The following is a 26,618-nucleotide window of genomic DNA, read 5'->3' on the forward strand; positions in this document are numbered from 1 at the left end:
GAGGGGCGGTAAACGCGGTCACTCGATATCGAGCGTCATCTGACGGAGGGGGTCATCCGCCAGGATAGCCGAGCACAGGCCGCTCGCTCCCCTCAGTGCCCCTTCCCGGCTCCCAGGCTCTCCAGCGCCTGCTCCGCGTCGCGCCGGTAGGCGTTGTCGAGCGGCGCCGTCTCCAGGAAGCGCTGGTAGTGGCGGACGGCCCTCTCGCGGTTGTTCGTCGCGCGGAGCGCCTCGGCGAGGAGGAAGTGCGCGTCGAACAGCCACGGCGGGGTCGAGCGCTCCGGCGCCTCGCCCAGGGTGACCGCCTGCTCCATCTCGCTCGCGGCCCCGGCCCGGTTGCCGCGCGACGCGTAGATCTTGCCGAGGCGGTAGTGCCACTCCGGGACCTTGTCGTTGGCCGCGATCGCCCTGCGCCAGGCGTCCTCCGCGGCCGCCCAGTTGCCCTGATCCTGGTAGCAGAGCGCCATCGTGGCGTAGGCCTCGTAGCGGGACGGCCGCTTCTCGAGCGCGATCTTCAGATCCGCCAGCGCGTCGCGGCTCGCTCCCTGCTTCTGCAGCAGCACGCCGCGCTGCCAGTACGCGTCGCCGAGCTCCGCGTCGAGCTCCAGCGCGCGCCTCAGCGCCATCTCCGCGCGCGCGGTCTGGCCCGTCTCGTTGGCGCCCCAGCCGACGTAGAGGTGGTACTCGGCGCGGTTCGGGTCGATCTCCGCGGCGCGCTCCAGGAAGCGCAGCGCCTCGGCCGTGTTCGTGCCGCGCACGAGGAGCGCGCGGCCGAGGAAGTGGTTCGCCTCGGCGGAGTTCGCGCGATCCTTGAGCACGTCGCGCAGGATGGGCTCGGCCTGGCTCGCGTGCCCCGCCATGACCTGCGTCGAGCCGACGCGCAGCTTCAGATCGATGTCGTTCGGCGCCTTGCGGAGCGCGTCGGCGTACATCTCCAGCGCGCGCTCGCTCTGGCCGGTCTCCTCGAACAGGAGCCCTCGCTCGAGCGCGAGGCCCGGGTAGTCCTTGTCGGCCGCGGTGACCTTGTCGAAGACCCGCGCGGCGTCGTCGAACCGGCGCAGGCGACGGTACGCCACGCCCAGCTTGAACTGGCTGCCGAGGTCGTCCTCCTTCGCGAGCGCGAGCTCGAGCTCCTGCCGCGCTTCGTCGTACCGCCCTGTCTGGAGCGCGACCTCCGCCTTGGCCTTGTGCAGCGCCGGCAGGTCGGGGAACTTCGCCGTCGCCTCCGACAGCTTCTCCGCCGCCGCCTCGTTGCGGCCCACGCTGGACAGGAGCGACGCCAGCGCCACGTAGGCGTCGACGACCTCCGGGAGGTTCTCTGTCGACTTCACGGCGTCGAGGTACGCCTGCTCCGCTTCCTTCTTGTTGCCGAGCGCGAGCTCGGTGCGCCCGAGCCAGTAGGCGACCTGCGGGTCCGCGGCGCGGGTCTTCTGCAGCTCCTTCAGGAGGTCCTTCGCCTCCTTCATGCGCTCCTGCGCCAGCCAGGTCTTCGCCTTGCCGAGCTGCGCGGCGAGGTTCTGGGCGTCGGCGCGGGCGGCGGCCTCGAAGCGCGCCTGCGCCTCGGAGTAGCGGCCGGACCGGTAGAGGACCTCGCCGTTGCCGATCAGGGCGCGGACCGCCTGCGGGTCGAGCTTCACCGCGCCGGCGAAGGCCTGCTCCGCCGCGCTCATGCGCGACTTCGCGAGGTGGATGGTGCCGAGCAGCGTGTACGCGTCGACGATCTCGGGGTCGCTCGCGGCGGCCCGGATCGGGCCGTCTCCGGTGACCTTGCCGAGCAGATCGAGCGCCTCCTGCTCGCGGCCCGGCTCCTGCCAGAGCAGCGACGCGACCAGCGTGCGAGCCCCGACGTGGTTCGGCGAGGCCTCGAGCGCGGCGCGGGCGCTCGCCTCGGCGCCCGCCGTGTCCCCGGCGAGGAGCTGCGCGCGGGCCAGGCCGAAGAGCGTCCGCGCGCTCTTCTGGAGGCCGTTCGCGTGCTGCCACGCCGCGATCGCCTTGGGAGCGTCCTTGGCGGCGAGCTCGATCTCGGCGGCGAGGACGGCGAGATCGATGTCGTCCTTGAGCTGGGCCGCGAGCGCCTGCGCGGCCTGCCGCGCGCGCGCGAGCTCGCCGCTGGCCGCGTCCTGCGCCGCGACGGCGAGCGCGAGCAGGTCGCCCGGATGGGAGCTCGCCAGCGCGATCATCTCCTTGCCGAAGGCGTCGTCGATGGTCCGGTGCCCGAAGCGAAGGCTCCGCGCGAAGGCGATGTACCCGGCGTAGGCCATCGTGGCCCGGTGGCGCGGCGCATTGCCCCGCGCGGCCTTCGCGTCGTCCAGCGCGCCGTTGGCGGCCGACGCCGTGTCCTTGGCGAGGGCCGTCTGGGTCCGCTGGCGGAGGTCGGCGAGCGCCGCATCGTACGCGAAGGCGTTGAGCCGGTCGCTGATGAGGTTCACGCCGAAGGCGCCGACGTCCGGAACGAGCGCGAGCGCGCCGCCGCTGACGGCGGCGACCGCGAGCGCCGCGACGACGTAGCGCTTGATCTTCGACTTTTGCGGCGGCGCCTCCGTGGCAGGCGCGGACTTGTCGACCTGCGCCTCGGGACCGGCGCTCAGGTCGCCGATCTCGGTGCCGGCGCCGGTCAGGTCGACCTCGTCCCCGACGCTCGGGTGCGGGACGCTGAGCTCGATGCCCCGATCGTCGTCGTCCGCCGCCGTCTGCGTGAAGTTCCCGGAGCGGTCGGACGGATCGTACGCGGTCGGGGCGGCGCCGGTGGCGAGCTGCGTAACGCCCTCGCCGAGCGCGATCTCGTCGCCGAAGTCGGCGGGCGGCGCTGCGCCGAAGCCGGTGGTGGGCGACGCGCCGAAGCTGGTGGTGGGCGCGGTGCGGAAGTCGGCGGGGGGCACGGCGCCGAAGTCGGCGGGGGGGAAGTCGGCGGGGGGGACGGCGCCGAAGTCGACGGGCGGCATGGGGCCGCTGCCGGGCGGCTCGGGCGCTGCCTGCGGCGGGAGGGGGCGCGGCCCGGGCGCCTGAAATGCGGCGCCCACGCGCGAGTCGTCGTAGTCCGGCGGCGCCTCGTCGAAGAGCTCGGCCCCGACGATGGTGCCCGGTCCAGCAGGTGAGCCGGCGCCGGTGGCCTTCGTGGGGAGGGCGGAGCCGGCGGTCTTTGTGGGGAGAGCGGAGCCGGCGGTCTTCGTGGGGAGGGCGGAGCCGGCGGCCTTCGTGGGAAGGGAGGGGCCGGTGGCCTTCGTGGGGAAACCCGCCGGGGCCGGGGCAGGGAAGCCCGCGGACGCAGCGGCCGGGAGCCCGGCGCGAGCCGGCGAGGGGAGCGGCGCGGACGCCGGCGTGGGCAGGCCTGTCTCCGGGAACCGAGCGGGCATGCCGAGGACGCCGGGGGCCGAGCTCGGCAGATCGCCGGCGACGATGGGCAGGTCGCCCGAGGACATCGAGGGCAGCTCGCCATCGCCGTCGCCCTCGAGAGGCAGCTCGAGCTCGCCGAAGCCGAACGACATCGAGCCGCCGCCGGAGCCGCTGGGACGCGCCGGAGGAGCCGGCGGCGCGTCGTCGTCCAGATCTCCGAAATCGTACTCCGGGGCCACGCGCGGGGGCGCGGCGTGCCCGCCCGCGCGCTCGCGGCCGAGCGGCTGCGTGGTGGCCCCGGCGTTTCGCGCGCCGAGCCCCGCGTCCCGCGCGCCAGGCCCCGCGGGGGCGCCGGGCGTGGAGGCTCGCTCGCCGAACCCGAGGGTGCGCCGGCTGCTCGGAGGAAGCGGCTCGACCCGCGCCGGCAGGTCGGCCCCGGCGAACGCGGTCGGCGTCGCCGGGGCGGTGCGGGACTCCGCGCGCGATCGCGCCAGGGGCGCCCCCGGCGCATTCCCGTAGACGACCGGCAGATCGTCGGGGTTGAGCCCTTGCACCTCGGCGTCTGTCGGGCTCGGGAGCTCGACCATGAGATCGATCTCGCCGAAGCCGCGCCGCTGCGGCACGGTCTTGGCGTTTCGCCGATCGGACGGCGCGGGGCGATCCGGGACGTCCGGCAGGCCGATCTCTCCGAAGACCTCCGGACCCGGCGGCTCAGGTGGCGCCGCGGGCGCGGCGGGCGCCGCGCGGCGCGGCGGCGTCGGTACCGGCGCTGGCGCGGGCCCCGGCCGTCGGGGAGGCACGACCGCCGGGAAGGCGACGTCCTCCGGCGCGGCCATGGGCAGATCGGCGTCCTCGGGCGCCGCAGGGGCGCTCCGCTCCGAGAGCTGAAAGCCTCCCGCGCCGGCCCGCGGTGGGGGTGTGGGCGCGGGCGTCGGCGCAGGTGCTGCGTCCGCGCCCCCCTTGGTCACCAGCAGGCTCGTACCGCACTTCGGACAGCGCATCCTGAGCCCCGCAGGGGGAACGCGCTTCTCGTCGACCTGGTACGGCGATTTGCACCCGTCGCACTCGACCTTGATCATGCTTCCCGACCCGATGCCGGCGCCGCGAGCGCCTGTACAGGCGTCTCCACGCTCGTTCGGCCTCCGAAAGGCCGGGATGCCCCGACATCCGCTCTCCTTACTAGCAGGGGTTGTGGTCCTTGGATCGCCTCTTCTACCGGGCGCCCTCAAATCGGCGACTTCCTCGGGCACATCGCGTGCTTGGTCCCGGAGCGGAGGCGGCCGGGGGCGGAGGGACGCGGGGCGGCGGCTGGAGCGGCGGCGGCGTCGGGAAGGCGGGGCGCGCCGCCATCGCGGCCTCGCCAAGCGTCGTCCACTTGTGCTAACGCGCTGCCGCCCATGCAGCGCTCGACGGCGGTCATCTACACGCTCTTCTTCGCGGGCGCGCTGGCGTTCGTCATCACGAACGGCGGCTCGAAGGGGCGCGGCGCGGCCAGCGCGCCCGCCGACGCAGGCGCCGACGCCGACGCCGACGCCTCGCTCGCGCCGACCGCGGCGGGCGATGGCGACGCGGGGACCGACGCTGGCGCAGAGGGCACCGTCCAGGAGAGCGGCCCCGAGCCAGCGGCGCGATCCGACGCGGGCGTCACGCTCCTCTCGGGAGAGGCGGCGCCGGCGCTGCCGGTCGAGGCGCCGAAGAAGGTGCGCTTCGGCGTCGTGCTGATCCAGTACCGAGGCGCGCAGGGCGCGGCGCCGACCGCGCGATCCAAGGACGCCGCGCTGGCGCTCGCCCGGGAGCTCGCCGAGGTGGCCAAGACGGACTTCAAGGCCGCCATCGACAAGGGCGACAAGGGATCGACCGACGACCTTGGCTACATCCCGCGCGGCGTGCTCGAGCCCGCGCCGGAGTACGAGCTGTTCAGCCTCCCCAAGGGGGGCGTGAGCGGCCCGGTCGATACGCCGCGCGGCTTTTGGATCGCGCGTCGGATCGAGTAAGTAGATCGTACCGCGCGCGGCGCGTCGCCGTGGACGCGAACGAGTGGAGAACCCGAATGGCGACGATCGACATCCGTCGGCAGCACGCGCTCACCAAGGACGAGGCCAGGAAGCGCGCGGAGGAGCTTGCGCGGGGCATGGAGGACAAGCTCGGCATCCAGTGGCGATGGGATGGCGACGTCATCCGGTTCGAGGCCCCGGGCGGCGCCGCGAAGGGGACGAAGGGCCTCGTGCGCGTCGAGGCGTCCTCGGTCAACGTCGAGATCGATCTCCCGTTCCTGCTGAAGGCGATGAAGGGCATGGTCGAGTCGAGGGTCAACGAGAAGCTCGACGCCGTGCTGGCCAAGGCCTAGCCCGGCAGCCGGTCTCGGCGCGCCCCGGCGGCTCGCTCGGCCGGCCCATCGAACGGCGACGGCGCCGCGACGAGCGCCGATCCGCCCCTGCAGCTCGCGGCACCCTGCTCGACGCGCACTTCCTCCTCCTCGACCCGGACTCAGCCTCCTCCTCGCGGGCGAGCGGCCTCCGCCCGCTCCAGCGCGTCGCGCTGCGCGCGGGCGCGCCCGCTGTTCCTCGTTTTCCGATGTCGCACGCGGTCTGCCGACGTGCTCCGCGGATCACCGCGCCGGGCGCGGGGCGCGCGCGTTCCTGTCAGCCGCTCGACCGACCCGCGCGGATTGGTCGCTGCTCGGCGCTGTTCGAGCCCGCTCCCTGCCCGGCGCGCTTTACTCCGTCAGGTTCGGTTCGCTACTCTCCGCCATCGTCATGCGTTGCGCACAGATGAGATCCCCTGCGGAGGCGTCGCGAGCGAGATGACGGTCCAGGCACCCGAGGGGCAGGCCGAGAGCATGACGGCCTTGATCGCGCGGCTTCGCGCGGAGCAAGGCGAGCAACCGGAGCGGCAGCTCCAGGCGCTCTTGCTGCACGAGCTCGGCGCGCTCGAGGAGGCGCTGGGGGAGGAGCCCACGGCGGCGCGCGACTACCTCGCCGCGTTCAACGCCGACCCCCAGTTCCGCGAGCCGCTCGAGGCGCTGGTCCGCATCCTGACGCGGCGCAAGTCCATCAAGAACCTCGGCAAGCTGCTCGACGCGCTCACGCGCGCGGCGGCCACGCCCGAGGAGCGGGCGCGCTCGTTCTGGGAGCGCGCGGCGTACCTCCAGGACCACGAGCAGAACCTCGCGGCGGCGAAGGAGGCGCTCGAAGAGGCGGCGCTCAGCAACCCGGAGGACGCGACGCCGTGGCTCGAGCTCGAGCTCATCGCGGCCAAGGAGGGGGACCTCGCCGGCCGGATGCGCGCGCTCGAGGCCCGCGCGGAGCTCGCGACCGACGCGACGTGGAAGGGGCTGCTCTTCATCGAGCTCGCCGACCTCGCGGCGGCGACCGAGAACGTGGAGCGCGCCTACGAGCTGCTCGACGCGGCCGCCGCGCTGGAGGGGCGAGCGCGCTTCAGGTCGCAGCTCGCGCTCGAGGCCATCGCCCGGCGCGAGGAGGACCTCGGCGCGCTCGCGCGCGCCCTCGAGGGGCAGGCCGAGCTCATCGCCGACGCGCTCGACGACGAGGCGAGCGGCGACACAAACGGCGTGCCGCGGTACATGCGCAAGCCGGAGTACGCGGCCGACGCGTGGCTCCGCGCCGCCGAGCTGACGCAGCGGGCCGGGACGGGCGGCTTCGCGTCGCTCCTCGAGCGGGCCGCGGAGCGGCTCCCCCAGTCGGCGCTGCTCGGCCGGGCGCGCATCGCCGCGCTCGAGGCCGCCGGCGAGGCCGAGGCCGCCGCCAGCCTTGCCAAGCAGGAGATCGCGCGCGGCGCGAGCGGGCCCGGCGCCGCGGCCCTGTGGCTCCGCGTCGCCGAGGCGGCGGCGCTCGCGAGCGATCGCGAGGCCGCGCTCGCGGCGCTCCGGAGCGCGCTCACGGCCGATCCGCAGTGCATCCCGGCGCGCGCGCTGGAGATCGATCTCCTCGGGGACGGTCAGGACCCGTCCGCCTTCGCGGCCTCGCTCGAGGCGACGGCGGCGTCGTACAGCAGCGACGAGGCGAGGGGGCGCGCGTTGCTCCTCGCCGCCTACGTCTGGGCGGTGCGGACGGACGACGTCGGCGCGGCGAAGGCGGCGCTGTCGCAGGCCGGCATGGCCGGCGTCGACCCGGGCGTGCTCGCGCGCTTCGGTCGGTCGTTCGCGGCGCTCCGCGGCGACGCGGCCTGGTACGAGGAGTCGACGAAGCGGCTGCTCTCGACCGGCGTCGACCCGGCCGAGAAGGCGAGCCTGTGGTTCGAGATCGGCCGGAGCCGCCTCCTCCGGGGGGACGCGGACGGCGCCGAGGGCGCCTTCGCCGAGCTCGCCGCCTCCGGCGCGGACGACGGCGCCACGCCGAACGCGTGGCTCGGGCGGGCGCTCGGCGCCTTCGCGGTCGATCTCGTCCGCAGCCGGCGCGAGCGCGGCGACGAGCCCGGCGCCCCCGGCCCGAGGCGCTCGCCGACGGTGATCGAGGCGCTCGCCGAGGTCGAGGGCGACGAGACCGCGCGCGGGCTGTGGCTCGTCGCGGCCCTGCGCAGCGCGCGCGGCGGCGATCTGGACCGCGCCCGCAGCCGGCTCCGCGCGCTCTTCGAGCGATCGGCGGACGACGAGGTCATCGCGGTGTTCCTGGCCGAGCTCCATCGGCGCGCCGGGAGCCCCACCGCCGCGGCCGCGACGCTCTCGACCTGCGCCGCGGCGATCGACGACGCGGAGCTCTCCGCGGCGCTGCACATCGAGGCGGCCATCCTGCTCTGGCGCGCCGGCGAGCGCGGGCGCGCCGTCGAGGAGCTCGAGGCCGCGCGCGGCAAGGCGCCGCGGGCGGGCGCGACGGTGCTCACCTGGGCGCTCCGCGGCCACGAGGCGAGCGATCTGGAGAGCCGGCGCCGCGCCCTCGAGATCGCGGGCGAGGCGGGCGAGGACCCGGCGGCGCTCGCGCTGTCGCGGTTCGGGCTCGAGGTCGGCGCGGCCGAGGGCGGCGACGCCGACGAGGCGCTCGCGACGCTCGAAGCGCTGGAGTCGCAGGCGAGCGACGACCTCGCCCTGGCCGCCGCCCTCGGGCGGCTCCTCTGGCAGCCGGCCCTCGATCAGCGGAGCGCCGTCGAGCGCGCGCTCGACTACATCGAGGAGCGGGGCGACGGCGCCGCGACGATCGCGCACGCCGAGCGCTTCCGCCTCGCGCGCACCCTCGACCAGGACCGCGCGCGCACCGCGTCGCGCGCCGCCGCCTGGGCCGCGGCCGATCCGAGCCCGCACGCCGAGCTCGAGTGGCTCGGCGCCGCGCTCGGCGCCGAGGACCGCGAGGCGGAGGTCGCCGCGCGGAGCGCGCTCGCGCGGCACATGGAGGGCGAGGCCCGCGCCGCGATGGAGGCCTCGGCCGCGATCGTCGGCGCGCTCGACCAGCCCAACCTGCCGCGGCCGTTCTTGACGGGCGAGCACGCGCCCGCGCAGCTCGCCAACCTCGAGCTCGCGCTGCCCGGCTGCGATCCGCGGCGCCGCGCGGCGGCGCTGCACGGCCTCGGCGACGCGCTCGGCGAGGAAGCGCAGCTCACCGCGCTCGGCCTCGCGGGCTGGTCGGACTTCGCCGCCGGGGATCACGAGCGCGCGCTCGCCGCGTTCCGCACGATCGTCGAGCGTCGGCCCGACGACGTCGCCGCCTGGGAGGGCGTCCGCGCGACGTCCGAGGCGTTGCGCGACCCCGTGTCGGCGGCGCTCGCCTCGGCGCAGCTCGGGGCGCTCTGCAAGGACGACGCCCGCGGCGCTGGGTTCTGGGAGAGCGCGGGGCTCCTGCTCCTCGAGCACACCGAGGCCCACGAGGACGCGGAGATCGCCTTCGATCGCGCGTTCTCGCGCGACCCGCGGCGCGGCGTCGCCTTCGACCGGCTGTTCCGCCGGGTCCGCGCGCGCAACGAGGACGAGCGGCTGCTCGACATCATCGAGAAGCGGCTCGGCGTGGCGGACAACGACCTCGAGCTCTGCAAGCTGTTCTGGGAGCGCGCGCGCGTGCTCCGCAAGAAGGGCAAGCTCGACGAGGCGCTCGCCGCGCTCGAGAACGTGACGCTGCTCGAGCCGGACCACATCGGCGCGCTGGCGCTGTCGGCCGACATCTCGAAGGCGCAGGGCGATCTCGGCCAGGCGGCCGCCTTCTACGCCGAGCTCTCGCGCGTCGCGAAGGCGCCGGGCGAGCAGCGCCTCATGTCGGGGATCACGGCGGTCGACGCCTACGAGAAGCTCGGCGAGCACGACAGCGCGCTCGAGGTGCTTGTCGGCCTGCACCGGGCCGGGCTGTCGACGCCCGTCGTCCGCGAGCGCCTCGTCCGGGTCGCCGCCCGGGTCGGCTCCTGGGACGAGGCGACGCGCCTGCTCGAGGAGCTCATGGTCGAGCGCGACACCCCCGGGGGGCGGATCGAGGCGGCGCGCCTCGCGATGGCCATCTACCGGGATCAGCTCCGCACGCCGCGCCGCGCCGAGAAGGCCGTGGCCAAGCTCCTCGACGAGGCGCCGGACGACGGCGAGGCGATCGATCTCGTCCTCACGACGGACTACGACCCCGCCTTCCGCACCCGCGTGCTCGGCCGCGCCAAGGCGACGCTGATCCAGGCGCTCGCGTCCGATCCGATCGACGCGGACCGGGTCGCGCTCCTCGCGAAGATCGCCGGGGCGGGGCAGGACGCGGCGCTCAGGCAGGCCACGCTCGGCGCGCTCGTCGCGCTCGGCCGCACCGACGACGGCATCTCCGCGGAGCTCAGGAAGATCGACACCCGCGTCCCGGCGCGGCCGCAGATCGCCCTCGACGCCAAGGCCATGGCCGACATCGCCGATCCGCTCGACACCGGCCCCGTCGGCGAGCTGTTCGCGAAGATGGCCGAGACCATCTGCATGGCGCTCGGCCCCTCGCTCGTGTCGCTCGGCGTCGGCAAGAAGGATCGCATCGACTCGCGCGGCGGCCACCCGCTGCGCGTGGCCGTCGCCGAGTGGATGGGCGCGCTCAGCTTCGAGACGGACTTCGAGCTCTACGTCGGCGGCCCGAGCCCCCGCGGCGCGACCGGCGTCTACGGCCAGCTGCCGGCGCTCGTGCTCGGCCCGGAGATCACGACGCCGCTCGACGCCGCCTCGCGCTCGGCGATCGCGCGCGAGGCGTTCGCGTTGCGCCGGGGCATCTCGTCGCTCAGGACGCGGGACGACAGCGCCGTCGCCTCGCTCGTCGCTGCGTCGTGCATCGAGGCGGGCTTCGCCGTCCCGCAGCCGCCCTACGCCGTGTTCGGCGAGGTCTCGCGCGCCATCCACAAGGAGATGTCGCGCGCGACACGCAAGGCCATCGCCGACGTCTGCCAGCGCATCATCTCGAGCCAGCAGGACCCGCTCCGCTGGGCGCAGGCGGCGCGCAGGAGCATCGATCGCATGGCGGTCATCGCCGCCGGAGACGTCTCGCTGGTCCTCTCGGACATCCTCAACACCCCGCGCGAGCAGCTCGGCGGTGCCGTCGCCGAGAGCGAGCGGGCGCGCCAGCTCGTCGCGTTCGTCCTCTCGCAGAGCTACCTCGAGCTCCGGAAGAAGCTCGGCATGGGGGTCCGGTGAGCAAGAATCCGAATTCCAAGAGCTCCTCTGGCGGCGGCGACGAGGGCACCCCGTCGCAGGAGAAGATCACGGTCCCGCCGCCGGCGATGTACGGCGCGGCGGTCTCGGAGGGCGACGTCGAAGAGGCCACGCTCCTCGCGAAGATCCCCGAGGAGCTCATCCAGTCGATCCGCGGCGCCGAGGAGGGGGAGCGCGCCGGCGAAGGCGGCCTGAAGCAGCTGTTCTCCCGCGAGCCTGTGCCCGTGCCCGCGAGGCCCGCGCAGAGCGCCGGGGAGAGCGACGCGCTGCTCGACATGCTGTTCGAGGACCAGCGCGCCGAGGACCCCGACGACGGGGTCGTGACCTCGGCGCCGGCGTTGCACGGGACGCGCCGGCCCGCGGCGCCCATCCCGCCGCCGCGCCCCCCGTCGCTGCCCCGCCCCGCGGCCCCGCCCCGATCGGGCAGGCAGGGCGACGTGAAGGCGTCGCTCGGCGCCGAGCTCACGCCCAGCGATCGGACGCCGAAGATCCCGCCTCCCGCCCCGTCCGCGAGGTTCACGGCGCCGCGCCCGCAGCCGCCCGCCGCGCCGCCCCCGCTGCCGCCGCCCGCGCGCCGGGAGGACCTCTACGAGGAGGACACCGCCGAGCCGGGCGACCGCGCGACGCCCATCCCCGACGGCGGCGACTCCCCGTTCGAGTTCGCGCCGCCCAGCGGCGCCACCAGCGTCCGGCTCGCGGAGGCGCCCGCCTTCGACGACGAGGAGACGCAGGGCATCGACGACGAGGAGACGAACGCCCTCGACGAGCCCGGGCCCACGACCCGTCCGTACGCGGGCGAGTCGTCCGTTGTCACCAGCCGCTGGGATCAGCCTTCCATCGAGAGCGATCCCGGCGAGCTCGTGGACGAGTCCAGCCTGATCAGCGGGTCGACCGAGCCGACCGATGAAGAGCTCGAGGACGATCTCGCGCAGACGCGCGTCGCCACCCGGAGGCCCGAGAGCGGCGTCGCCTTCGCTCCGCCGCGCGCGTCGTCGCCGCACGCGCCGTCGTCGTCGCCGCCGCGCCCGTCGTCGTCGCGCGTGTCGTCCGCGTCGCCGCCGCGCCCGATCGCGGCGTCCCACGTCCGGCCTTCGTCGTCGCGCGTGCCGTCGTCGTCGCCGCCGCGCCCGTCGTCGTCGCGCGTGTCGTCCGCGTCGCCGCCCCCCGCCGGCCCGTCGTCGTCGCCTGCCCGCGCGCCCGAGAGCCTCCCGCCGCTGCCGTCGATCCCGCCGCCCGCCTCGGTGTTCGACGGCGAGCAGGACGCGAGCGCGATCCTCGTCCAGTCGCAGCAGCGCGACGTGTGGGCGGCGCGCGCCGCGTGGCTCCGCGCCGAGGCGGAGCTCATCGAGGACCCCGCGGCCCGGGCGCGCGCGCTGCTCCCCGTCGCCGAGCTCTACGTGATGGCCGGGGAGGACGCCACCGCGCGCGCCATCGCCGCCGAGGCGCGCGACCTCGCCCCGAGCCTGATCTTCGCGCACCGCCAGCTCCGCGGCCTCCTGATGCGCGAGGGGGATCTGCCCGCCGCGCTCGAGGCGCTGGAGAGCGAGACCCGCGTCCTCGGCACGCCGGCCGCGCGGTGCCACAACCTCGTGCTCGGCGCCGAGCTCGCCCGCATCTCGCTCGCGGATCCCGAGGGCGCCCACAGACGCCTCGAGCTCGCGGCCCGGACGCACCCCGCCGATCCGCGCGCGCACGTCCAGCGCTTCTGCGAGGCGCTCGCCGCGCCGGACTCGGACGCGGCGGCCTCCGCCGTGATCGCGAAGTTCCGCCTCCCCGACGCGCCCGAGCTCGCGCCGCTCGCCGCGGCGAGCGCTCAGGTCGCCGCGCACCGCGGCGCGGCGCGGCCGGCCCGCGGCCGCGCCGCCCCCGCCACGGCGTACGAGGCGCTGCTCCGCGCCCGCGCCCTGCTCCGCGCCGGCGACCTCGCCGAGGGCCTCGCGAGCCTCGACCCCCTGCGCGGCACCTCGCTCGCGCCCGCCGTCGCGTGGCTCACCGCCGCGCTGAGCGCCGCGCGCAAGGAGACCCGCCCGTCCGCGCTCGGCGCGCTCCGCAGCGTCGCCTCCGGCTCGCACGGCGGCCAGGCGCGCCGCGCGCTCGCGGCGCAGGCCATCGAGCTCGGCGACGTCGCCGCCGTGCGCGACGCGACGCTCGACGACGGCGACGAAGGCGGCGCCTTCTCGCCGGCCGATCGCATCGTCCTCTCGGCGCTCGCCGGCGGCTCCGCGGGCGAGATCGAGCCGTGGCTCGACGCCCTCGCCGACGATCCCGAGTTCGCGCCGCTCTGCGCCGCGGCGAGCGCCGCCCTGGGCGACGCAGACGGATCGGCGCTCGCCGCGGACGGCGCGCCCGCGTCGAGGGGCGTGCGCCCCCTCGGCGGCCCGCGCGCCCGCGCCGCCGCGGCCCTCGGCCGCGCGCTCTCGCGCGAGGCCGTGCCCGCCGAGGGCGGCGTCGACGCGAGCGACGCCTTCTCCCGCGCGGTCGTCACCTACGGCGACACCGCGCCCGAGAGCCCGCTCTTCCGGGCCCTCGCGCTCGAGCTCGATCTCGACGGCGATCGCGGCGCCCGCGTGGCCAGGGCCGTGGCGTCGCTGCGCGAGGTCGCGTCCGAGCGCGACAGCGCGCTCGCCGCCGCCGTCCTCGCGGAGATCGCGGGCGATCAGCGGGCGGCGATGAGCGATCTCGATCGCGCCCGCGCCGCCGACCCGCAGCACGAGGGCGCCGCGCGCGCCCGCGCCGCGCAGGAGAGCGGCGTCGGCGCCGCGCGCATCCTCGCGGAGCACGCGCTCACGCTCGAAGAGGGGCCGCGGGCCGCGGTGCTCGTCACCGAGGCCGCGATCCGCCTGCTCGACGGCGGCGACAACGAGGAGGGCGAGCGCCTGCTCTCGCGCGCCGCGCAGATCGATCCGAAGCTCCCCGTCGCGCTCCACCTCGGCGAGCGGAGCGCGCGCGCCCGCGTGGATCGCGACGGGCTCCTCGAGTGGCTCAGGACCCGCCGCGAGGGCGCGGCCGATCCGCTGGAGCGCGCCCACGACCTCGTCCGCGAGGCGCTCCTCGTCGCCGAGGCCGACCCCGCGGCCGCGGCGTCGCTCCTCGAGACGGCGCACCGCTCGCGCCCGCAGGACATCGGCCTGCGCGAGCTCTTCGAGCGGCTCGCGCCGGAGCCCCCCGGCGACCGCGCCGCCTGGCGCGCCGAGCGGGCCGCCGAGCTCCTGCGCTCCCTCGAGCCTGGCCACGCAGGCGGCGAGGGCGACGCCGCCCGCGCCGGCGACGACCGGGCCGCGACGGGCATCGAGGCCGCGCGCCTCGCGCTCGAGGCCGCCCTCGACCACGAGCGCACAGGCGATCTCGCGCAGGCCGCCGCGTGCGCCCGCCAGGCGATCGCCGCGGGGGACACGGGGCTCGCGCCGATCGCCCTCTACCGCGCGGCCGTCGCGGGCCACGGCACGGGCGAGCTCGTCGACGCCCTGATCCCGCGCGCCCGCGAGGCGGCGGACGCGGCGGAGCGCCTCGACATCTACGAGCGCCTCGCGGAGCTCGACGAGCAAGGGCGCAAGGACGCCGGCAGCGCGCTGCTGTGGCGCCGCTCCATCCTGGAGGAGACGCCGCACCACCTGCCGACGCTCCGCCGGGTCGCCTCCCACCTCATCGGCGAGGGGCGCGACGAGGAGCTCGAGCCCATCGCCCTCGAGATCGCGCGCGTCCTCGACGGCCCGGAGGCGATCGCCCACGCGCTCTTGTCCGCGCGGCTGCGCCTGCGCGTGCTCCCCTGGGAGGAGGCGCTCGAGCCGGTCCAGATCGCGTACAGGAACGAGCCCCGGGGCATCTGGGCCCTGCGCCAGATGTCCGCCCACGCCCGCGCGAAGGCGGATCACGCCCTCGCGATCGAGGCGGATCGCCAGCTCATCGAGCGCACCGATCGCCCGTCCGAGGCCGCGGCCCTCTCGGTGCGCGCCGCCAGGGACGCCCTGCTCGCCGGCTCGATCGAGGACGCCGTCGCCTTCTTCCGGCACGCGATCACGCTCGTCCCGCACTACCTCGTCGCGCACCTCGATCTCGCCGACGCGCTCGATCGCGGCGGCGACCCGGCGGCCGCCGCCGCGGCGCTCGAGTCCGCGGCGGGCGCCAGCGTCGGCCCCGAGGGGCGCGCGCACTCGCTCTACGCCGCGGCCGTGCTCTGGCAGGACAAGGTCCAGAACGTCGCGCGGGCGCGCGACGTCCTCGAGGCGGTCGCCACGGTCGACCCGTCGTACGCCGACGTCTTCTCGCGGCTCAGGGCGATCTACATCGCCGAGGGGGCGCGCGCCGAGCTCGCCGCGCTCCTCGAGCGCCGCCTCGAGGCGGTGACGGATCCGGCGGAGCGGGTCGAGATGGAGGTCCTCCGCGGCCGGGCGCTCGCCGACGTCGGCGACGCGGCGGCCGCGAAGCGGGCGCTCGCCGCCGCGCTCGACGCGAACCCCGATCACGTCGAGGCCCTGTCCGCGTTCGCCGACGTCTGCGCCGGCGAGGGCGACTGGGCCGGCGCCGAGCAGGCGTGGATCCGCCTCGCGCGCCTCGTGCCGGAGCCCGCGAAGCAGGTCGAGATCTACCTCCGCCTCGGCGAGCTCTACGACGAGCACCTCCCGAACGCGGAGCGCGCCGAGCTCGCCTACCAGGAGATCCTGAAGCGCTCGCCGGGCGACGTGAGCGCGCGCGAGCGCCTCGTCTCGCTCTACAAGCGCGCCGGCGACGGCGCCCGCGCGCTGGAGCAGCAGAACCTCCTCATCAACGCCGCGGAGGCGCCCGAGCAGAAGTGCCGCCGCACCGCGGAGCTCGCCGAGATCTACGAGTCGATGGGGGACGCGAAGAAGGCCGAGGCCACGCTGCTCACGGCCCGCAAGACGTGGCCCAAGGACGACTTCGCCCTCGGCGCGCTGGCCCGCTACTACCAGCGCACCGAGCAGGCCTCCGCGGCGACCACCCTGCTCGATCGCGCCCTCGCCGACGCGCGCCGCGCGCTCAACACCGGCCGCTTCGAGCCCTACCTCTTCTCGACGGTCGCGACGGTCGCGGAGCTCCGCGGCCGCGCCAGCGCCTCGAGCATCGCGCGCGCGACGGTCGCGGCGCTCGAGGGCCGCGACGCCGCGATGGGCGGCGCGGGCAACGCCGCCGGCGCGGCCCGCCTCGACGCTCACCTGGCGCCGGAGCTCATGACCCCGACGTTCCGGGAGCTCCTGCTCAAGACGGGACCGATGCTCGACAACGCGGTGCCGTTCGATCTCGACTCGATCCGCGCGACGCCGTTGCCGCCCCAGCACGCCGACATCACCGACCTGGCCCGCGGCATCGGCGCGGCGTACGGCCTCCCCAACCTGCAGGTCTACATGACGGGCGCGCTCGGCGCCGTCTGCGTGCCCGCGTCCACGAGCCCCCCCAAGATCGTCCTCGGTCAGGCCCTCGTCACCTCGCCGCGCGAGGATGTGCGGCTCGCCCTTATCCACCGCGCGGTCAAGATCCTCCAGACGAACGCCTCGGCGTTCTCTCGGACGGCGCCGATCGATCTCTGGCCGCTGCTCGCGGCGTACCTGAAGGCGCTCGCCCCGACGTGGTCACCGCAGGGCGCGGACGCCGCGCGCCTGCGCGAGTACCAGGGCCGCATCGAACGGGTGATGACGGGCGGCGTGGATCCGAAGCTCAGCGTGCTCGCCGCGGACGTCATCGGCTCCATCGGCAACCGCGCCTCGACGTTGAACACCGCGATCAACGGCTGGGGGAACCGGGCCGCGTTCCTCGCCGTGGGCGACATCAACGTCGTCCTCACGGCCATCGCCTGGTCCGGCGGCAACACGAACGCGCCGCCGGCCTCGGGCAAGGACCGCGTCACCTGGATCGGGCGCAACGCCGAGGCGCGCGATCTCATCGTCTTCGCCGTGAGCGACGGCCTGACCGAAGCGCGGGAGCAGCTCGGGTTCAACGAGTGACGCCGGGCGGGCGCGGGCGGCGCTCGTCGTCGCGCGCCTCATCGGGGCACCCGCACGCCGTCACCCCGTCCTCATCGTGCTCGCGTCGCACTCGCATCGTGTCACCATCGCGCTCCCATCGCGCTCCCATCGCGCTCCCATCGCGCTCCCATCGCATGATTGCACCACGGCGCTATGTTGATCGCGCTTCGTGGCGAGCACTTCGCCGTCGCGGAGGCTTGCTCGGCCGCGTATGCTCCGCTGCCTGCCAGCGAGCGCTCGGCCTCTCTCTCCGGCTCCGGCATCGGCTGCACGTCCATCACGATCCATGACGACGACCCTCAAGGCCAAGCCCCGCGTCTCTTACGACTGCTCGAAGTGCCCGGCCTACTGCTGCTCCATCTACGAGCGGGTCGAGGTGACGCCGCGCGATTTGCGGCGGCTCGCCCGCCATTTCGGCCTCACGCTCGAGGCCGCCGAGGCGCGCTTCACGAAGCGCTACAACGACGAGCGCATCCTCCGGCGGCAGTCCGATCCGGTGCTCGGCCGGGTCTGTCGCTTCCTCGATCTCACGACCCGCGGCTGCACCATCTACGAGGCCCGGCCCGAGGTCTGCCGCGACTACCCGGGCAGGCCGCGGTGCGGCTATTACGACGTGCTCCAGTTCGAGCGCGAGACGCAGGACGATCCCGATGTGATGCCCCTCGTTCAGATCACGTTCCGGTCGAGGACGCCCGCCGGATAGCCCCGCGAGCGCGCGGCGCGCCGGCTCATCACCTCTCTCGATGCGGCCGCCCGAAGGCGCGAGGGCGCGGCGCTCACGCCTGCTCGTGGAGCTCGTCCCCCGCGTCCGCCGGCGCCGCGGCGCTCGCCTTCCTCCGCTCGGGCAGCCACTCCTCCGGCCGATCGGCGGGGTAGATCCGCAGCGAGCCGTCGGCCGGTCCGAGCAGATCCTCCGCGCGCGCCGCGCCCGTGATGCGCTGCGCGGCCATGAGGCCCGACATCGCGGCGCCTGCCACCCCATGGCTCAGCGTGCTCGCGCCGCACTGGTACAGCCCCGGGATCCGCGTCCCGATGGAGAACGACAGCGGGCCGAGCTGCCAGGTCGTCTTGGCGGTGCCGTAGGCGGCGCCCCGGTAGGACGCGCAGTAGAAGTCGTTGGTCAGCGGCGTCGCCACCGAGCGGAACACGAGCCCGCGCGAGATGCCCGGGATGACGTTCTCCGCCGCCGCGATCATCTGATCTCCGATCGACTCCTTGAACGCCTCGTACTCCGCCCCCCGCTCGCCCGTGCGGGTCTTCTCCCAGCGCGTGAAGGGGTCGTGGGGCACGAACGTGAACATCTCGATCGTGTGGTGATCGCCCCGCGTCGGGTGGCCCGGGTCCTTCAGCGTCGTGATGGTCAGGAACAGCCCGTCCACCGCCCCGCGCGGCAGCTGGTGCTCCATCCGCTCGTAGAGGCCCCCCACGTCTCTGTCGCGGTACCACCAGTAGTTGCCTGAATCGTAGCCCATCGACCGGAGGTCCATGTCCACCGCGCAGAACACGCTGAGCAGGCTGACGGAGTACTCCATCCGCCGGACCTTGCGGCGCTCGCGGGCGGTCAGCTCGGGCGGCAGCAGCTCGCCGTAGGTGATCGCCGGGTCCGCGTTCGAGACGACGCTCGCCGCGCGCAGCACCTCGCCCCCTTCCAGCTCGACCCCGGCCGCTCTCCCCTGCTCGACGAGGATGCGCTTCACCCGCGCGCGCGTCCGCACCTGCCCGCCGAGCCGGCGCAGGGCCCTGATCATCGCGAGCGGGATGCGCTTGGCCCCGCCGCGCGGGTAGTACCCGCCGTCGAGGTAATGGCAGACGATCCCCGCGTGGATCGGCAGCGCCACGCGCGACGGCGACAGGCCGTGATCGCCCCCCTGCGCGGACAGGAACGCGCGCAGCAGCGGATCGCGGATCGTCGCGTCCAGCAGATCTTCCTGGGTGCGGAGGCCCCAGCGCACGAGGTTCGGCACCTTGAACGGCGCGAGCAGCACCCTCGGGAACCCGAGCATCGTCTCGAGGCGCCCGAGATCGTCGTTGAGCCCGCACAGGACGCGGAAGTACCGCGCGATCCCTTCGGCCTCGTGCGGGAACCGCGCCGTGAGCCGGGCGATGAGCCGATCGAGGCCCTTGGGCACGTCGAGCCGCTCGTCGCCGATGATCAGGTGATCGAGCCCGTCCGGGTTGAGCTCGCAGAACTCGAGATCCCGCGAGAGCCCGAGCCCCTCGTAGAGCCGCCGCACGGCGCCCCCCGGGCCGAGCCCGCCGATGTAGTGGACCCCCGGGCTGAACAGGTACCCGTTCAGCGAGAAGCTGTGGGTCCACCCGCCGGGGAGGTAGTGCTGCTCGACGACGATCACCCTCTGTCCCGCGCGGGCCAGCGCGAGCGCCGCGGTGAGCCCGCCGGCGCCCGATCCGATCACGACGGTATCCGCGTGCCGCATGCCTCCACCCCCCTGGATTCCGATGCTCCAGGGACGTGGTCGGGTGCGCCCTTGCGCCCTCGATTTACGCTTACGCGGTACGCGCCGCCTACCCGCCGCGTTCCCTTACTTGCCGCTGCCGCCGTCCGGCGGCGCTCCCGCGTCGGGCGGCGCCCTGTCCGCCGTCTCCAGCTTGGTGAGCGACAGCGGGCACACGACCGGCACGGCGCGCGCGGGGGTCTGCGCCGACTCGCGGAAGCACGTCTTGCCGGTCAGGCGGAGGCGCTCGCCCACCTCGAGGTCGGGCGGGCACACGACCCCCTGGGATGCGGAGACGAGATCCCCGTCGATCCAGAAGACCTCGCAGCCGTCGTCCGTCCGGCGGAGGTGGTAGTGCCGCGTCGGCCGCCGCGGCGCGGGCGTGCCCTCCGGGAGCGCGGCGCCGCCGTCGCTCGCCTCCGCCCCCGCGCCCTCCCGCGCGGCGTCCCCCTGGCACGCGGTCACCCCGGACAGCACCCCGGAGAGCAGCGCCGGCAGGAGCGCGGTCGCGGTCGCGGTCGCGCTCGCGCTCGCGCTCAACGTTCGCAGGAACCCGGCCAGCGTTCGCTGCGACGTCGGCGGCGGCATCTGGACGCCTCCCGGACCGGCCGTGCTCACCGGGTCGGGAAGAGCAGGATGGACATCTTGGTCAGGAAAAAGTCGGCGATCAGGATGGTGATCGACGTCACCACCACGGTGCGCGTGGTCGCGTGGCCGACGCCCTCCGTCCCGCCCCGCGTGATCAGCCCGAAGTGGCACCCGACGAGCGCGATGATCGCCCCGAAGAAGGGCGTCTTGTACATCCCGCTGAAGTAATCCATGAACGTGACGGAGCCGAGCGCCGTCCTCAGGAAGAAGCCGGCGGGGATGCCGAACTCGGTCGCGCACACAAGCATCGCCCCGCCGAAGCCCAGCACGAGCGCGAACGCGCCGAGCACGGGCATCACCACGACGCTCGCGAGCAGCCGCGGCAGGACGAGCTTCTTCACCGGGCTGGCGCCGAGGGCGCGGATCGCGTCGATCTGCTCGGTGACGGCCATCGACCCGACCTCGGCCGCGATGCCGGCGCCGATGCGGCCGCCGACGATGACCGCCGTCAGCGTCGGCGCCAGCTCGCGCGAGAAGGACAGCCCGATGATGCGGCCCGTGTACTCCATGCCGCCGAACTTCTGCAGGCCGATGGCGAACTGTACCGCCATGACCATCCCGACGAAGAGCGCCGTCACCGACGCGATGGCGGCGGAGCGCACGCCGAGCGCCTCCATCTGATAGAGCGTCGAGCGGATCTCGAGCGGCCGCTCGAAGATCGCCTTGAGCGCCCCCCAGGTCATCCGCCCGAACTGCCCCAGGTGCTCGACGAACCCGACCGCGTTCTCGTTGAGCCGGGCGACGAGCGGGGGGAGCGGCGGAGGGGGCACGCTGTTCGGCTGCAGGCTCGGCGGGGGCACGCTCGTCGAGCCCCCGCCGGCCGCGGCCGAGCCGTTCGAGGCGGGCGGCGGCGCCGCCAGGAGCCCTTTGCGATCAGTCGCCATCGGTCGGCAGGGTCGAGAAGCCGCGGACCATCCGTGTGAACGCCGGCTCGCCGGCGGCGTAGCGGGCGGGATCTGCGATGAGGAGCATGTCGTACACGCAGCCGTTCTTCTTGAGCACCCAGATGTCGAAGACCTTCGGCACCCCGTCGAGCTTCGCCGACATGACGGTGTGCATCGCCTCGCGGCCGTCGAACGGCACGACCTCCTGCTTCAGCACCTCGCGCTCGGTGAAGTGCAGGAAGAGGTGGTTTGTCAGCGAGACGAGCGGGATGTCCTCCTCGTTCCGGCAGCGCCCGTTCAGGGCGATGGTCGCCCCGTTCGCTTCATCGCGGTACGCCACCGCGGCGTCCGACACCCCGATCTGCTTCCAGCCCGCCGGCGCCGGGGGCACGCGGAACGCCACGTCCGCGCTGCGGTAGACCGTCCCGTCGAACGACGACCCTCCGCAGCCGGCGAGCGCGATCGCGACGGCGAGGAGCCTGGCTCGGGGATCCGGTGCCCTGGCCGCAGAACCCGCGGCGGTGGGGCGCCTTCGAAGGGGTCGTCGCATCGCTGCGGGCCGACGCTATCACGCTTTTGCATCCTGGGCGAACCACGAGCAGCCCTGCCGTTCCGGCGAAATCCTTCGGATCCCACGGGCTTTTTCAGCGCGCACCGCACGCCGCGTACGGGGTTGTCGGTAGATCGCTCCGGGTCTCGCCTTACCGGTCCCAGGGGTCTCGCCGCCGCGGCGCATCCCACGGCATGGCCCGGCGGGCAGCGGGGCGCCGAGGGGACGGGCGAAAGTGCTGCCAGCGCTCGTGCTCGCGCCGGGACCGCCCGGCCATGAAGAAGCGAACGAGGAAGAGCCCGGCGACGAACCCCCCGAGGTGCGCGAAGAACGCCACGCCGCCGCCGCTCGCGCCGAGGGAGCCGAGCCCGTTCAGCAGGTTCACAACGAAGTACGCGAGGATGACAAGCCACGCCGGGAGCTCCAGGAACAGGCCGAAGATGAACCACAGGAGGAAGACCGGGTTCAGCACCGTGATCGGCGAGCGCGGGTAGAGCGACGCGTACGCGGCCAGCACCCCCGAGATCGCGCCCGAGGCGCCCACCATCGGGATCGTCGAGCCGGGATCGATGACGATCTGCGCGGCCGCGGCGGCGATCCCCGACAGCACATAGAACGCCGCGTAGCGGAGGCTGCCCAGCGCATCCTCGACGTTGTCGCCGAAGATCCAGAGGAACAGCATGTTCCCCCCGAGGTGGGCCCACCCCGTCGGGTCGTGCAGGAACATGCTGCTGAAGACCGTCCACCAGGCGTCGCGCGGCGCTTCCAGGAACTGCGCAGGGACGAGGCCCCACGCCCAGAGCAGCCGGTCGGGCGGGAACCCGGCCGCGATCTGCATTCGCATCCAGAAGAAACCGAGGATGTTGAGCGCGATCAGCAGGTAGTTGACGACCGGCAGCGTGCGGGTGGGCAGTTGGTCACGGACGGGCAGCATCCCGAACACCTTAAGCACGCGGGCCCGTGACAGCATCCGCTCGCCTTGATAGACCCCGGGCCGATGTCTGCCCTGCGCCTCCACGACACGCTGACCCAGAAGCTCGCCCCGCTCGTCCCGCGGCGGCCCGGCGAGGTCCGCATGTACTGCTGCGGCCCGACGACCTACGACGTCGCGCACGTGGGGCACGGCCGCGCCGCGCTCGCCCCGGATATCCTCGTCCGCCACCTGAGGGCCCGCGGCCTCCGCGTGGTCTACGTCCGAAACGTCACGGACGTCGACGACAAGATCCTGCAGCGGGCGGCCGAATCGGGCGAGGCGCCCATGGACCTGTCGGCGCGGATGGCTCGCCTGTACCAGGAGGACGTCGCCGCCCTCGGCTGCCTGACGCCCGACGTCGAGCCGAAGGTCTCGGAGCACATCCCGGAGGTCACCGCCTTCATCGAGCGGCTGATCGAGCGAGGCGCGGCCTATGTCGTCGAGCGGTCCGGCGGCGTTCGCGACGTGTATTACGCCGTCCGCAGCTTCCCCTCGTACGGCAAGCTCTCGAAGCGCAACCTCGACGAGCTGCGGGTCGGAGCGCGCGTCGGCCCGTGCGAGGACAAGCGCGATCCGCTCGACTTCGCGCTCTGGAAGGGCGTCGCCCCCGGCGGGTGGGGGTGGGACAGCCTGTGGGGCAAGGGGCGCCCCGGGTGGCACATCGAGTGCTCCGCCATGGCGTGCCGCTACCTCGGGGCCGGCTTCGACGTCCACTGCGGCGGCATGGACCTCGTCTTTCCCCATCACGAGAACGAGATCGCCCAGAGCGAGGCCGCCCATCCGGACGACGCGCCGCTCGCCTCGCTCTGGATCCACAACGGCTTCGTCAACGTCGACAAGGAGAAGATGGCGAAGTCGCTCGGCAACTTCGTCAAGCTCCGCGACGTCTACGCGCGCAACGACCCGGAGGCGCTCCGCTACTTCCTGCTCACGGTCCACTACCGGGGCCCGCTCGAGTTCGACACCCACAAGCGCGACGACGGCCGCGTCGTCTTTCCCGGCGTGGTCGAGGCCGAGCGCCGCGTCGACTACCTGTACGCGACGCTCGATCGACTCTCCGCGCTGTCCGCGCTCGCCGGCTCGCCCGGCGAGGGCGCCGCGCCCGAGCTACCGGCGCGGCTCCCGAAGGGGTTCGCGGCGCTCGCCGCGCTCGCGGACGGCGCCCCGGGCCGCGCCGCCGCCGCGCTCGACGACGACCTCAACACCCCCGTCGCGCTCTCGATCATCGCCGAGGTCGCCAAGGCCGCCAACGAGCTCGCCGACATCGCGCAGCGGCGGGGGAAGGACCAGGACGTCGCCCGCGCCGCGCCCGCGCTCGCGCACCGCCTCCACGCGGCCCTGCGGTCCTCGCTCGACGTCCTCGGCCTGCTGCAGACCCCGTCTCCGGTGTATCAGGCCCGCACGCAGGAGCAGCGCCTCGGGCTCCTCGGCACGACCCGGCAGGCGATCGAGGCGAAGCTCGCCGAGCGCGCCGCGGCGCGCGCCGCGAGGGACTTCGCGCGGGGCGACGCCCTCCGGAAGGAGCTCGAGAGCGACGGCATCGAGGTTGCCGACTCTCCCACCGGTACGACCTTCCGGGTGAGCGCCTGAGGCGCCTGCGCGCCCTGCCGCTGCCGCTCCTGCTCGCGGTGGCCACCAGTGGACGAGGACCGACGGCAGATCTAGGTTTCGGCCCGATGGAGGCCCGCAGCGGTCCGCGTGCCGCGCACCTCCCGCAGACCAGGACGATGGCGGACGACCATGGCTCGTGATCTCTACTCCGTGCTCGGCGTCTCTCGCGACGCGGACGAAGACAGCATCAAGAAGGCTTTCCGCAAGCTCGCGATGAAGTACCACCCGGACAAGAGCCCGGGGAAGGCCAACGAGCAGAAGTTCAAGGAGATCAACCAGGCGCACGAGGTGCTGAGCGACAAGACGAAGCGCGCGCTCTACGACGAGTTCGGCGAGGAGAGCCTCTCGCAGAACTTCGATCCCGAGCGCGCCCGCGCCTACCGCCGCTACGCGAACGCGCGGGCCGGCGGCGGAGGTCGCGGCCCTGGCGGCTTCGACGTCCAGGAGATCTTCGGCAACGCCCAAGGCGGCGGCGACCTCAGCGACATCCTCGGCGATCTCTTCGGCCGTGGCCGCGGCGGCGCCGGCGCGGGCCGTCGCCCGCAGCCGGCGCGCAACCGCGGCGGCGACATCGAGCAGAACCTCACCATCGATTTCGTGTCGGCGGTGCGGGGCACGACGCTCCAGCTCCAGCGTGAGGGCGATCCGGAGCCGGTCACGGTGCGTGTCCCGCCCGGGGCCGCCGAGGGCAGCCGCCTGCGCATCCGCGGCCAGGGCGGTCCGGGCATGGGCGGCGGCGAGCCCGGCGATCTGCTGCTCAACATCCACGTCACGCCGCACCCGTTCTTCAAGCGCGAGGGCGACGACCTCCACCTCGACGTGCCCGTCACCCTAGGCGAGGCCTACCGGGGCGAGAAGATCCGCATCCCCACGCCCGACGGCGAGGTGACGCTCAAGATCCCGGCGCGCACCCAGACCGGCCAGGTGATGCGGCTGCGCGGCAAGGGCATCGCCCGCAAGGCGAAGGAGCCTGGGGATCTCTACGTGAAGTTCGTGGTGCACGTCCCCACCGTCGACGACCCCGAGGTCGCGAAGGCGATCGAGGCGCTCGACGGCAAGGTCGAGGCGCCGCGCGGCGATCTCCGGTTCTGAGCGCCGCCTCCCGGCGCGGCGCGGTACACGCGCGCACGGCGCGCGTCGTCCAGGGTGAGCGCGGCGCTGGAGCGCCGATCACGTTGGAGTCCCGAGGAAATCAACAGTAGGGAAGAGCAACCGCAAGGGCGCGAGGGGCGCAAGGGGAAGAAAAAAACTCTCTCGTCTCTGGTCCCTTGCGCCCCTTGCGCCCTTGCGGTTGCTCTCTTTCCCGCATTCCTTGCCATGAAGCGGCCTCTCGCCACCGATCCCCGGCCCCTCCTTGCGGTGGCCGTCGTGCTGGCCGCGTGCGCCTCGCCGGCGTCTCCGCGTCCGGCCCCCCGCGCCGCCGCCCTCTCCGCCACGGCCGCCGCTCCGCCCCGGCGGGTGGACGCGCTGCCGCCTGCTGCCGCCTCCTCCGCCGAGCCGCCCGCCCCGGCCGTACCTCCGGTGGCCTCGCCTGAAACGCCGGGCGCCTCCTCCCCCGCGGCCGCCGCGGCCGCCGCGCCGGGCGCCTCGCCGGGCCCCTCGATCGCCATCGATCCGCCCTACAAGCTCGGCGGCCACCTCGTGCCTCGCGGCCAGGCCGAGGCGGCGGAGCGGGATCGCTGGAACGCCGGCGGCAGGGGGGATCCTCCTGCGCCGCCGCCGCCGGCCGAGGGGCACCCGCTGCCGAGGATCATCGTGGACATCGACCAGGTGAAGGGTCCGCTCAAGGCGAGCGAGGTGCAGCGCATCGCCCGGCGGCACCTCTGGATCCACGTCTACTCGTGCTACCGCCTGCGCGCGTACAGGGACCCGACGCTGCACGGCAAGACGACCGTGCGGCTCACCGTGAGCCGCGCCGGCAAGGTCACGGGCGCACGCGTGACGTCGTCGACGCTCTCCGCGCCGGACGTCGTCTCGTGCCTCGCCGCGCGCGCGCGGTCGCTCCCGCTGCCCGGCGCCAAGGCCGGCTCGACGGTCGTTGCCACGCTGCAGGTCTATCCGGGCGACGAGCCGGTCGAGCCTCCGCCGTCCGTCCTCGCTCCTGGCCCGGGCGAGCTCCGGCCGGACGTGATCTCCGCCGCTCTGGCCGAGGCCTTGCCGGCGTGGCGGAGCTGCTACGAAGAGGCCCTCTCGGGCGCCCCGGCGCTCTGGGGCCGCCTCGCGATCCGTTTTCACGTGACCGACAGCGGCGCCGTCGACGAGGCCTTCGAGGCCGAGTCGCGCTTCCCGGACGAACGGCTCACCCGCTGCGTGCTCCGGCGCGCGCGAGCGCTCACGTTCCCGGCGCCGGAGGGCGGCGACCTGCGCTTCGTGGTGCCGCTCCGTTTTTCGCCCGACTAGGCCCGTCCAGGTAAGGCACCTCGCCGCGCCTTTCGCTGCACCCGGCTGGGCTGCCGGCCTCGGTCCGCCCCCACCGGGACGGGCTCCTGGCGCCCCGCGGCTCGTTTCGCCACTTCCCGCGCGTGGCGTGTGGTGCGAACGCTCCCGCCGCAATCACGATCGAGGCGATAGCGCAAGCAAACTATGCGGCGGCG

14 protein-coding genes are annotated in these 26,618 nt (G+C 74.5%); 8 read left to right on the plus strand and 6 right to left on the minus strand.

Translation table 11 applies throughout. The features are described 5' to 3' along the window. Window positions 1–92 precede the first annotated feature (92 nt). Window positions 93–4,412 (minus strand): tetratricopeptide repeat protein, encoded by a 4,320-nt coding sequence (locus WME90_RS03400; protein WP_437279616.1) that lies wholly within the window; start codon window positions 4,410–4,412, stop codon window positions 93–95. A 318-nt stretch (window positions 4,413–4,730) separates the two neighbouring features. Between WME90_RS03400 and WME90_RS03405 the strand changes: the two genes are divergently transcribed. The 5 genes from WME90_RS03405 to WME90_RS03425 all read left to right on the plus strand — a co-directional run bounded on the left by WME90_RS03405 (window position 4,731) and on the right by WME90_RS03425 (window position 17,608). Beyond that, a complete protein-coding gene (locus WME90_RS03405; RefSeq protein WP_437279617.1) occupies window positions 4,731–5,327 on the plus strand; it encodes a peptidyl-prolyl cis-trans isomerase in 597 nt (198 codons plus the stop codon). Window positions 5,328–5,383: 56 nt separating this feature from the next. Beyond that, on the plus strand, window positions 5,384–5,680 hold the full coding sequence (locus tag WME90_RS03410) for a polyhydroxyalkanoic acid system family protein (RefSeq protein WP_437279618.1): 297 nt from the start codon (window positions 5,384–5,386) through the stop codon (window positions 5,678–5,680). 456 nt (window positions 5,681–6,136) lie between these two features. After that, window positions 6,137–10,909, plus strand: coding sequence for a hypothetical protein (locus WME90_RS03415; protein WP_437279619.1), 4,773 nt, complete (start codon window positions 6,137–6,139; stop codon window positions 10,907–10,909). Further along, window positions 10,906–16,884, plus strand: a complete 5,979-nt coding sequence (locus tag WME90_RS03420; protein ID WP_437279620.1) for a hypothetical protein — start codon at window positions 10,906–10,908, stop codon at window positions 16,882–16,884. The genes WME90_RS03415 and WME90_RS03420 overlap by 4 nt, the downstream gene beginning before the upstream one ends. 307 nt (window positions 16,885–17,191) lie before the next feature. Beyond that, a complete protein-coding gene (locus WME90_RS03425) occupies window positions 17,192–17,608 on the plus strand; it encodes a YkgJ family cysteine cluster protein (RefSeq protein WP_437279621.1) in 417 nt (138 codons plus the stop codon). A 73-nt stretch (window positions 17,609–17,681) separates the two neighbouring features. Here the strand turns inward: WME90_RS03425 and WME90_RS03430 are convergent, their stop codons facing one another. The 5 genes from WME90_RS03430 to WME90_RS03450 form a co-directional block, all read right to left on the minus strand. Continuing rightward, entirely contained in the window at window positions 17,682–19,340 is a 1,659-nt protein-coding gene (locus WME90_RS03430) for a phytoene desaturase family protein (RefSeq protein ID WP_437279622.1), read from the minus strand. 105 nt (window positions 19,341–19,445) lie between these two features. Beyond that, window positions 19,446–19,946, minus strand: a complete 501-nt coding sequence (locus tag WME90_RS03435; protein WP_437279623.1) for a hypothetical protein — start codon at window positions 19,944–19,946, stop codon at window positions 19,446–19,448. 26 nt (window positions 19,947–19,972) lie between these two features. After that, the gene (locus tag WME90_RS03440; RefSeq protein ID WP_437279624.1) at window positions 19,973–20,890 is read right to left on the minus strand and encodes an MlaE family ABC transporter permease; all 918 of its coding nucleotides are present in this window, start codon (window positions 20,888–20,890) and stop codon (window positions 19,973–19,975) included. After that, window positions 20,880–21,440, minus strand: coding sequence for a hypothetical protein (locus WME90_RS03445; RefSeq protein ID WP_437279625.1), 561 nt, complete (start codon window positions 21,438–21,440; stop codon window positions 20,880–20,882). The genes WME90_RS03440 and WME90_RS03445 overlap by 11 nt, the downstream gene beginning before the upstream one ends. Before the next feature lie 151 nt (window positions 21,441–21,591). After that, on the minus strand, window positions 21,592–22,374 hold the full coding sequence (locus WME90_RS03450; protein WP_437279626.1) for a rhomboid family intramembrane serine protease: 783 nt from the start codon (window positions 22,372–22,374) through the stop codon (window positions 21,592–21,594). Window positions 22,375–22,437: 63 nt separating this feature from the next. Between WME90_RS03450 and cysS the strand changes: the two genes are divergently transcribed. The 3 genes from cysS to WME90_RS03465 all read left to right on the plus strand — a co-directional run bounded on the left by cysS (window position 22,438) and on the right by WME90_RS03465 (window position 26,424). Continuing rightward, a complete protein-coding gene (gene cysS / locus WME90_RS03455) occupies window positions 22,438–24,003 on the plus strand; it encodes a cysteine--tRNA ligase (protein WP_437279627.1) in 1,566 nt (521 codons plus the stop codon). A 150-nt stretch (window positions 24,004–24,153) separates the two neighbouring features. Continuing rightward, a complete protein-coding gene (locus WME90_RS03460) occupies window positions 24,154–25,116 on the plus strand; it encodes a DnaJ C-terminal domain-containing protein (protein ID WP_437279628.1) in 963 nt (320 codons plus the stop codon). A 225-nt stretch (window positions 25,117–25,341) separates the two neighbouring features. Next, window positions 25,342–26,424, plus strand: coding sequence for an AgmX/PglI C-terminal domain-containing protein (locus WME90_RS03465; protein WP_437279629.1), 1,083 nt, complete (start codon window positions 25,342–25,344; stop codon window positions 26,422–26,424). Window positions 26,425–26,618: the final 194 nt, after the last annotated feature.

This window comes from Sorangium sp. So ce375 (assembly GCF_051473855.1).
Lineage (GTDB): Bacteria > Myxococcota_A > Polyangia > Polyangiales > Polyangiaceae > Sorangium.

Excerpts from the sequence above, each read along its gene's own strand:
- WME90_RS03450 (WP_437279626.1), bottom strand. The coding sequence starts at position 22,374 with ATGCTGCCCGTCCGTGACCAACTGCCCACCCGCACGCTGCCGGTCGTC.
- WME90_RS03460 (WP_437279628.1), top strand. The coding sequence starts at position 24,154 with ATGGCTCGTGATCTCTACTCCGTGCTCGGCGTCTCTCGCGACGCGGAC.
- cysS (WP_437279627.1), top strand. The coding sequence starts at position 22,438 with ATGTCTGCCCTGCGCCTCCACGACACGCTGACCCAGAAGCTCGCCCCG.
- WME90_RS03435 (WP_437279623.1), bottom strand. The coding sequence starts at position 19,946 with ATGCCGCCGCCGACGTCGCAGCGAACGCTGGCCGGGTTCCTGCGAACG.
- WME90_RS03415 (WP_437279619.1), top strand. The coding sequence starts at position 6,137 with ATGACGGTCCAGGCACCCGAGGGGCAGGCCGAGAGCATGACGGCCTTG.
- WME90_RS03445 (WP_437279625.1), bottom strand. The coding sequence starts at position 21,440 with ATGCGACGACCCCTTCGAAGGCGCCCCACCGCCGCGGGTTCTGCGGCC.
- WME90_RS03410 (WP_437279618.1), top strand. The coding sequence starts at position 5,384 with ATGGCGACGATCGACATCCGTCGGCAGCACGCGCTCACCAAGGACGAG.
- WME90_RS03400 (WP_437279616.1), bottom strand. The coding sequence starts at position 4,412 with ATGATCAAGGTCGAGTGCGACGGGTGCAAATCGCCGTACCAGGTCGAC.
- WME90_RS03425 (WP_437279621.1), top strand. The coding sequence starts at position 17,192 with ATGACGACGACCCTCAAGGCCAAGCCCCGCGTCTCTTACGACTGCTCG.
- WME90_RS03440 (WP_437279624.1), bottom strand. The coding sequence starts at position 20,890 with ATGGCGACTGATCGCAAAGGGCTCCTGGCGGCGCCGCCGCCCGCCTCG.
- WME90_RS03405 (WP_437279617.1), top strand. The coding sequence starts at position 4,731 with ATGCAGCGCTCGACGGCGGTCATCTACACGCTCTTCTTCGCGGGCGCG.
- WME90_RS03430 (WP_437279622.1), bottom strand. The coding sequence starts at position 19,340 with ATGCGGCACGCGGATACCGTCGTGATCGGATCGGGCGCCGGCGGGCTC.
- WME90_RS03465 (WP_437279629.1), top strand. The coding sequence starts at position 25,342 with ATGAAGCGGCCTCTCGCCACCGATCCCCGGCCCCTCCTTGCGGTGGCC.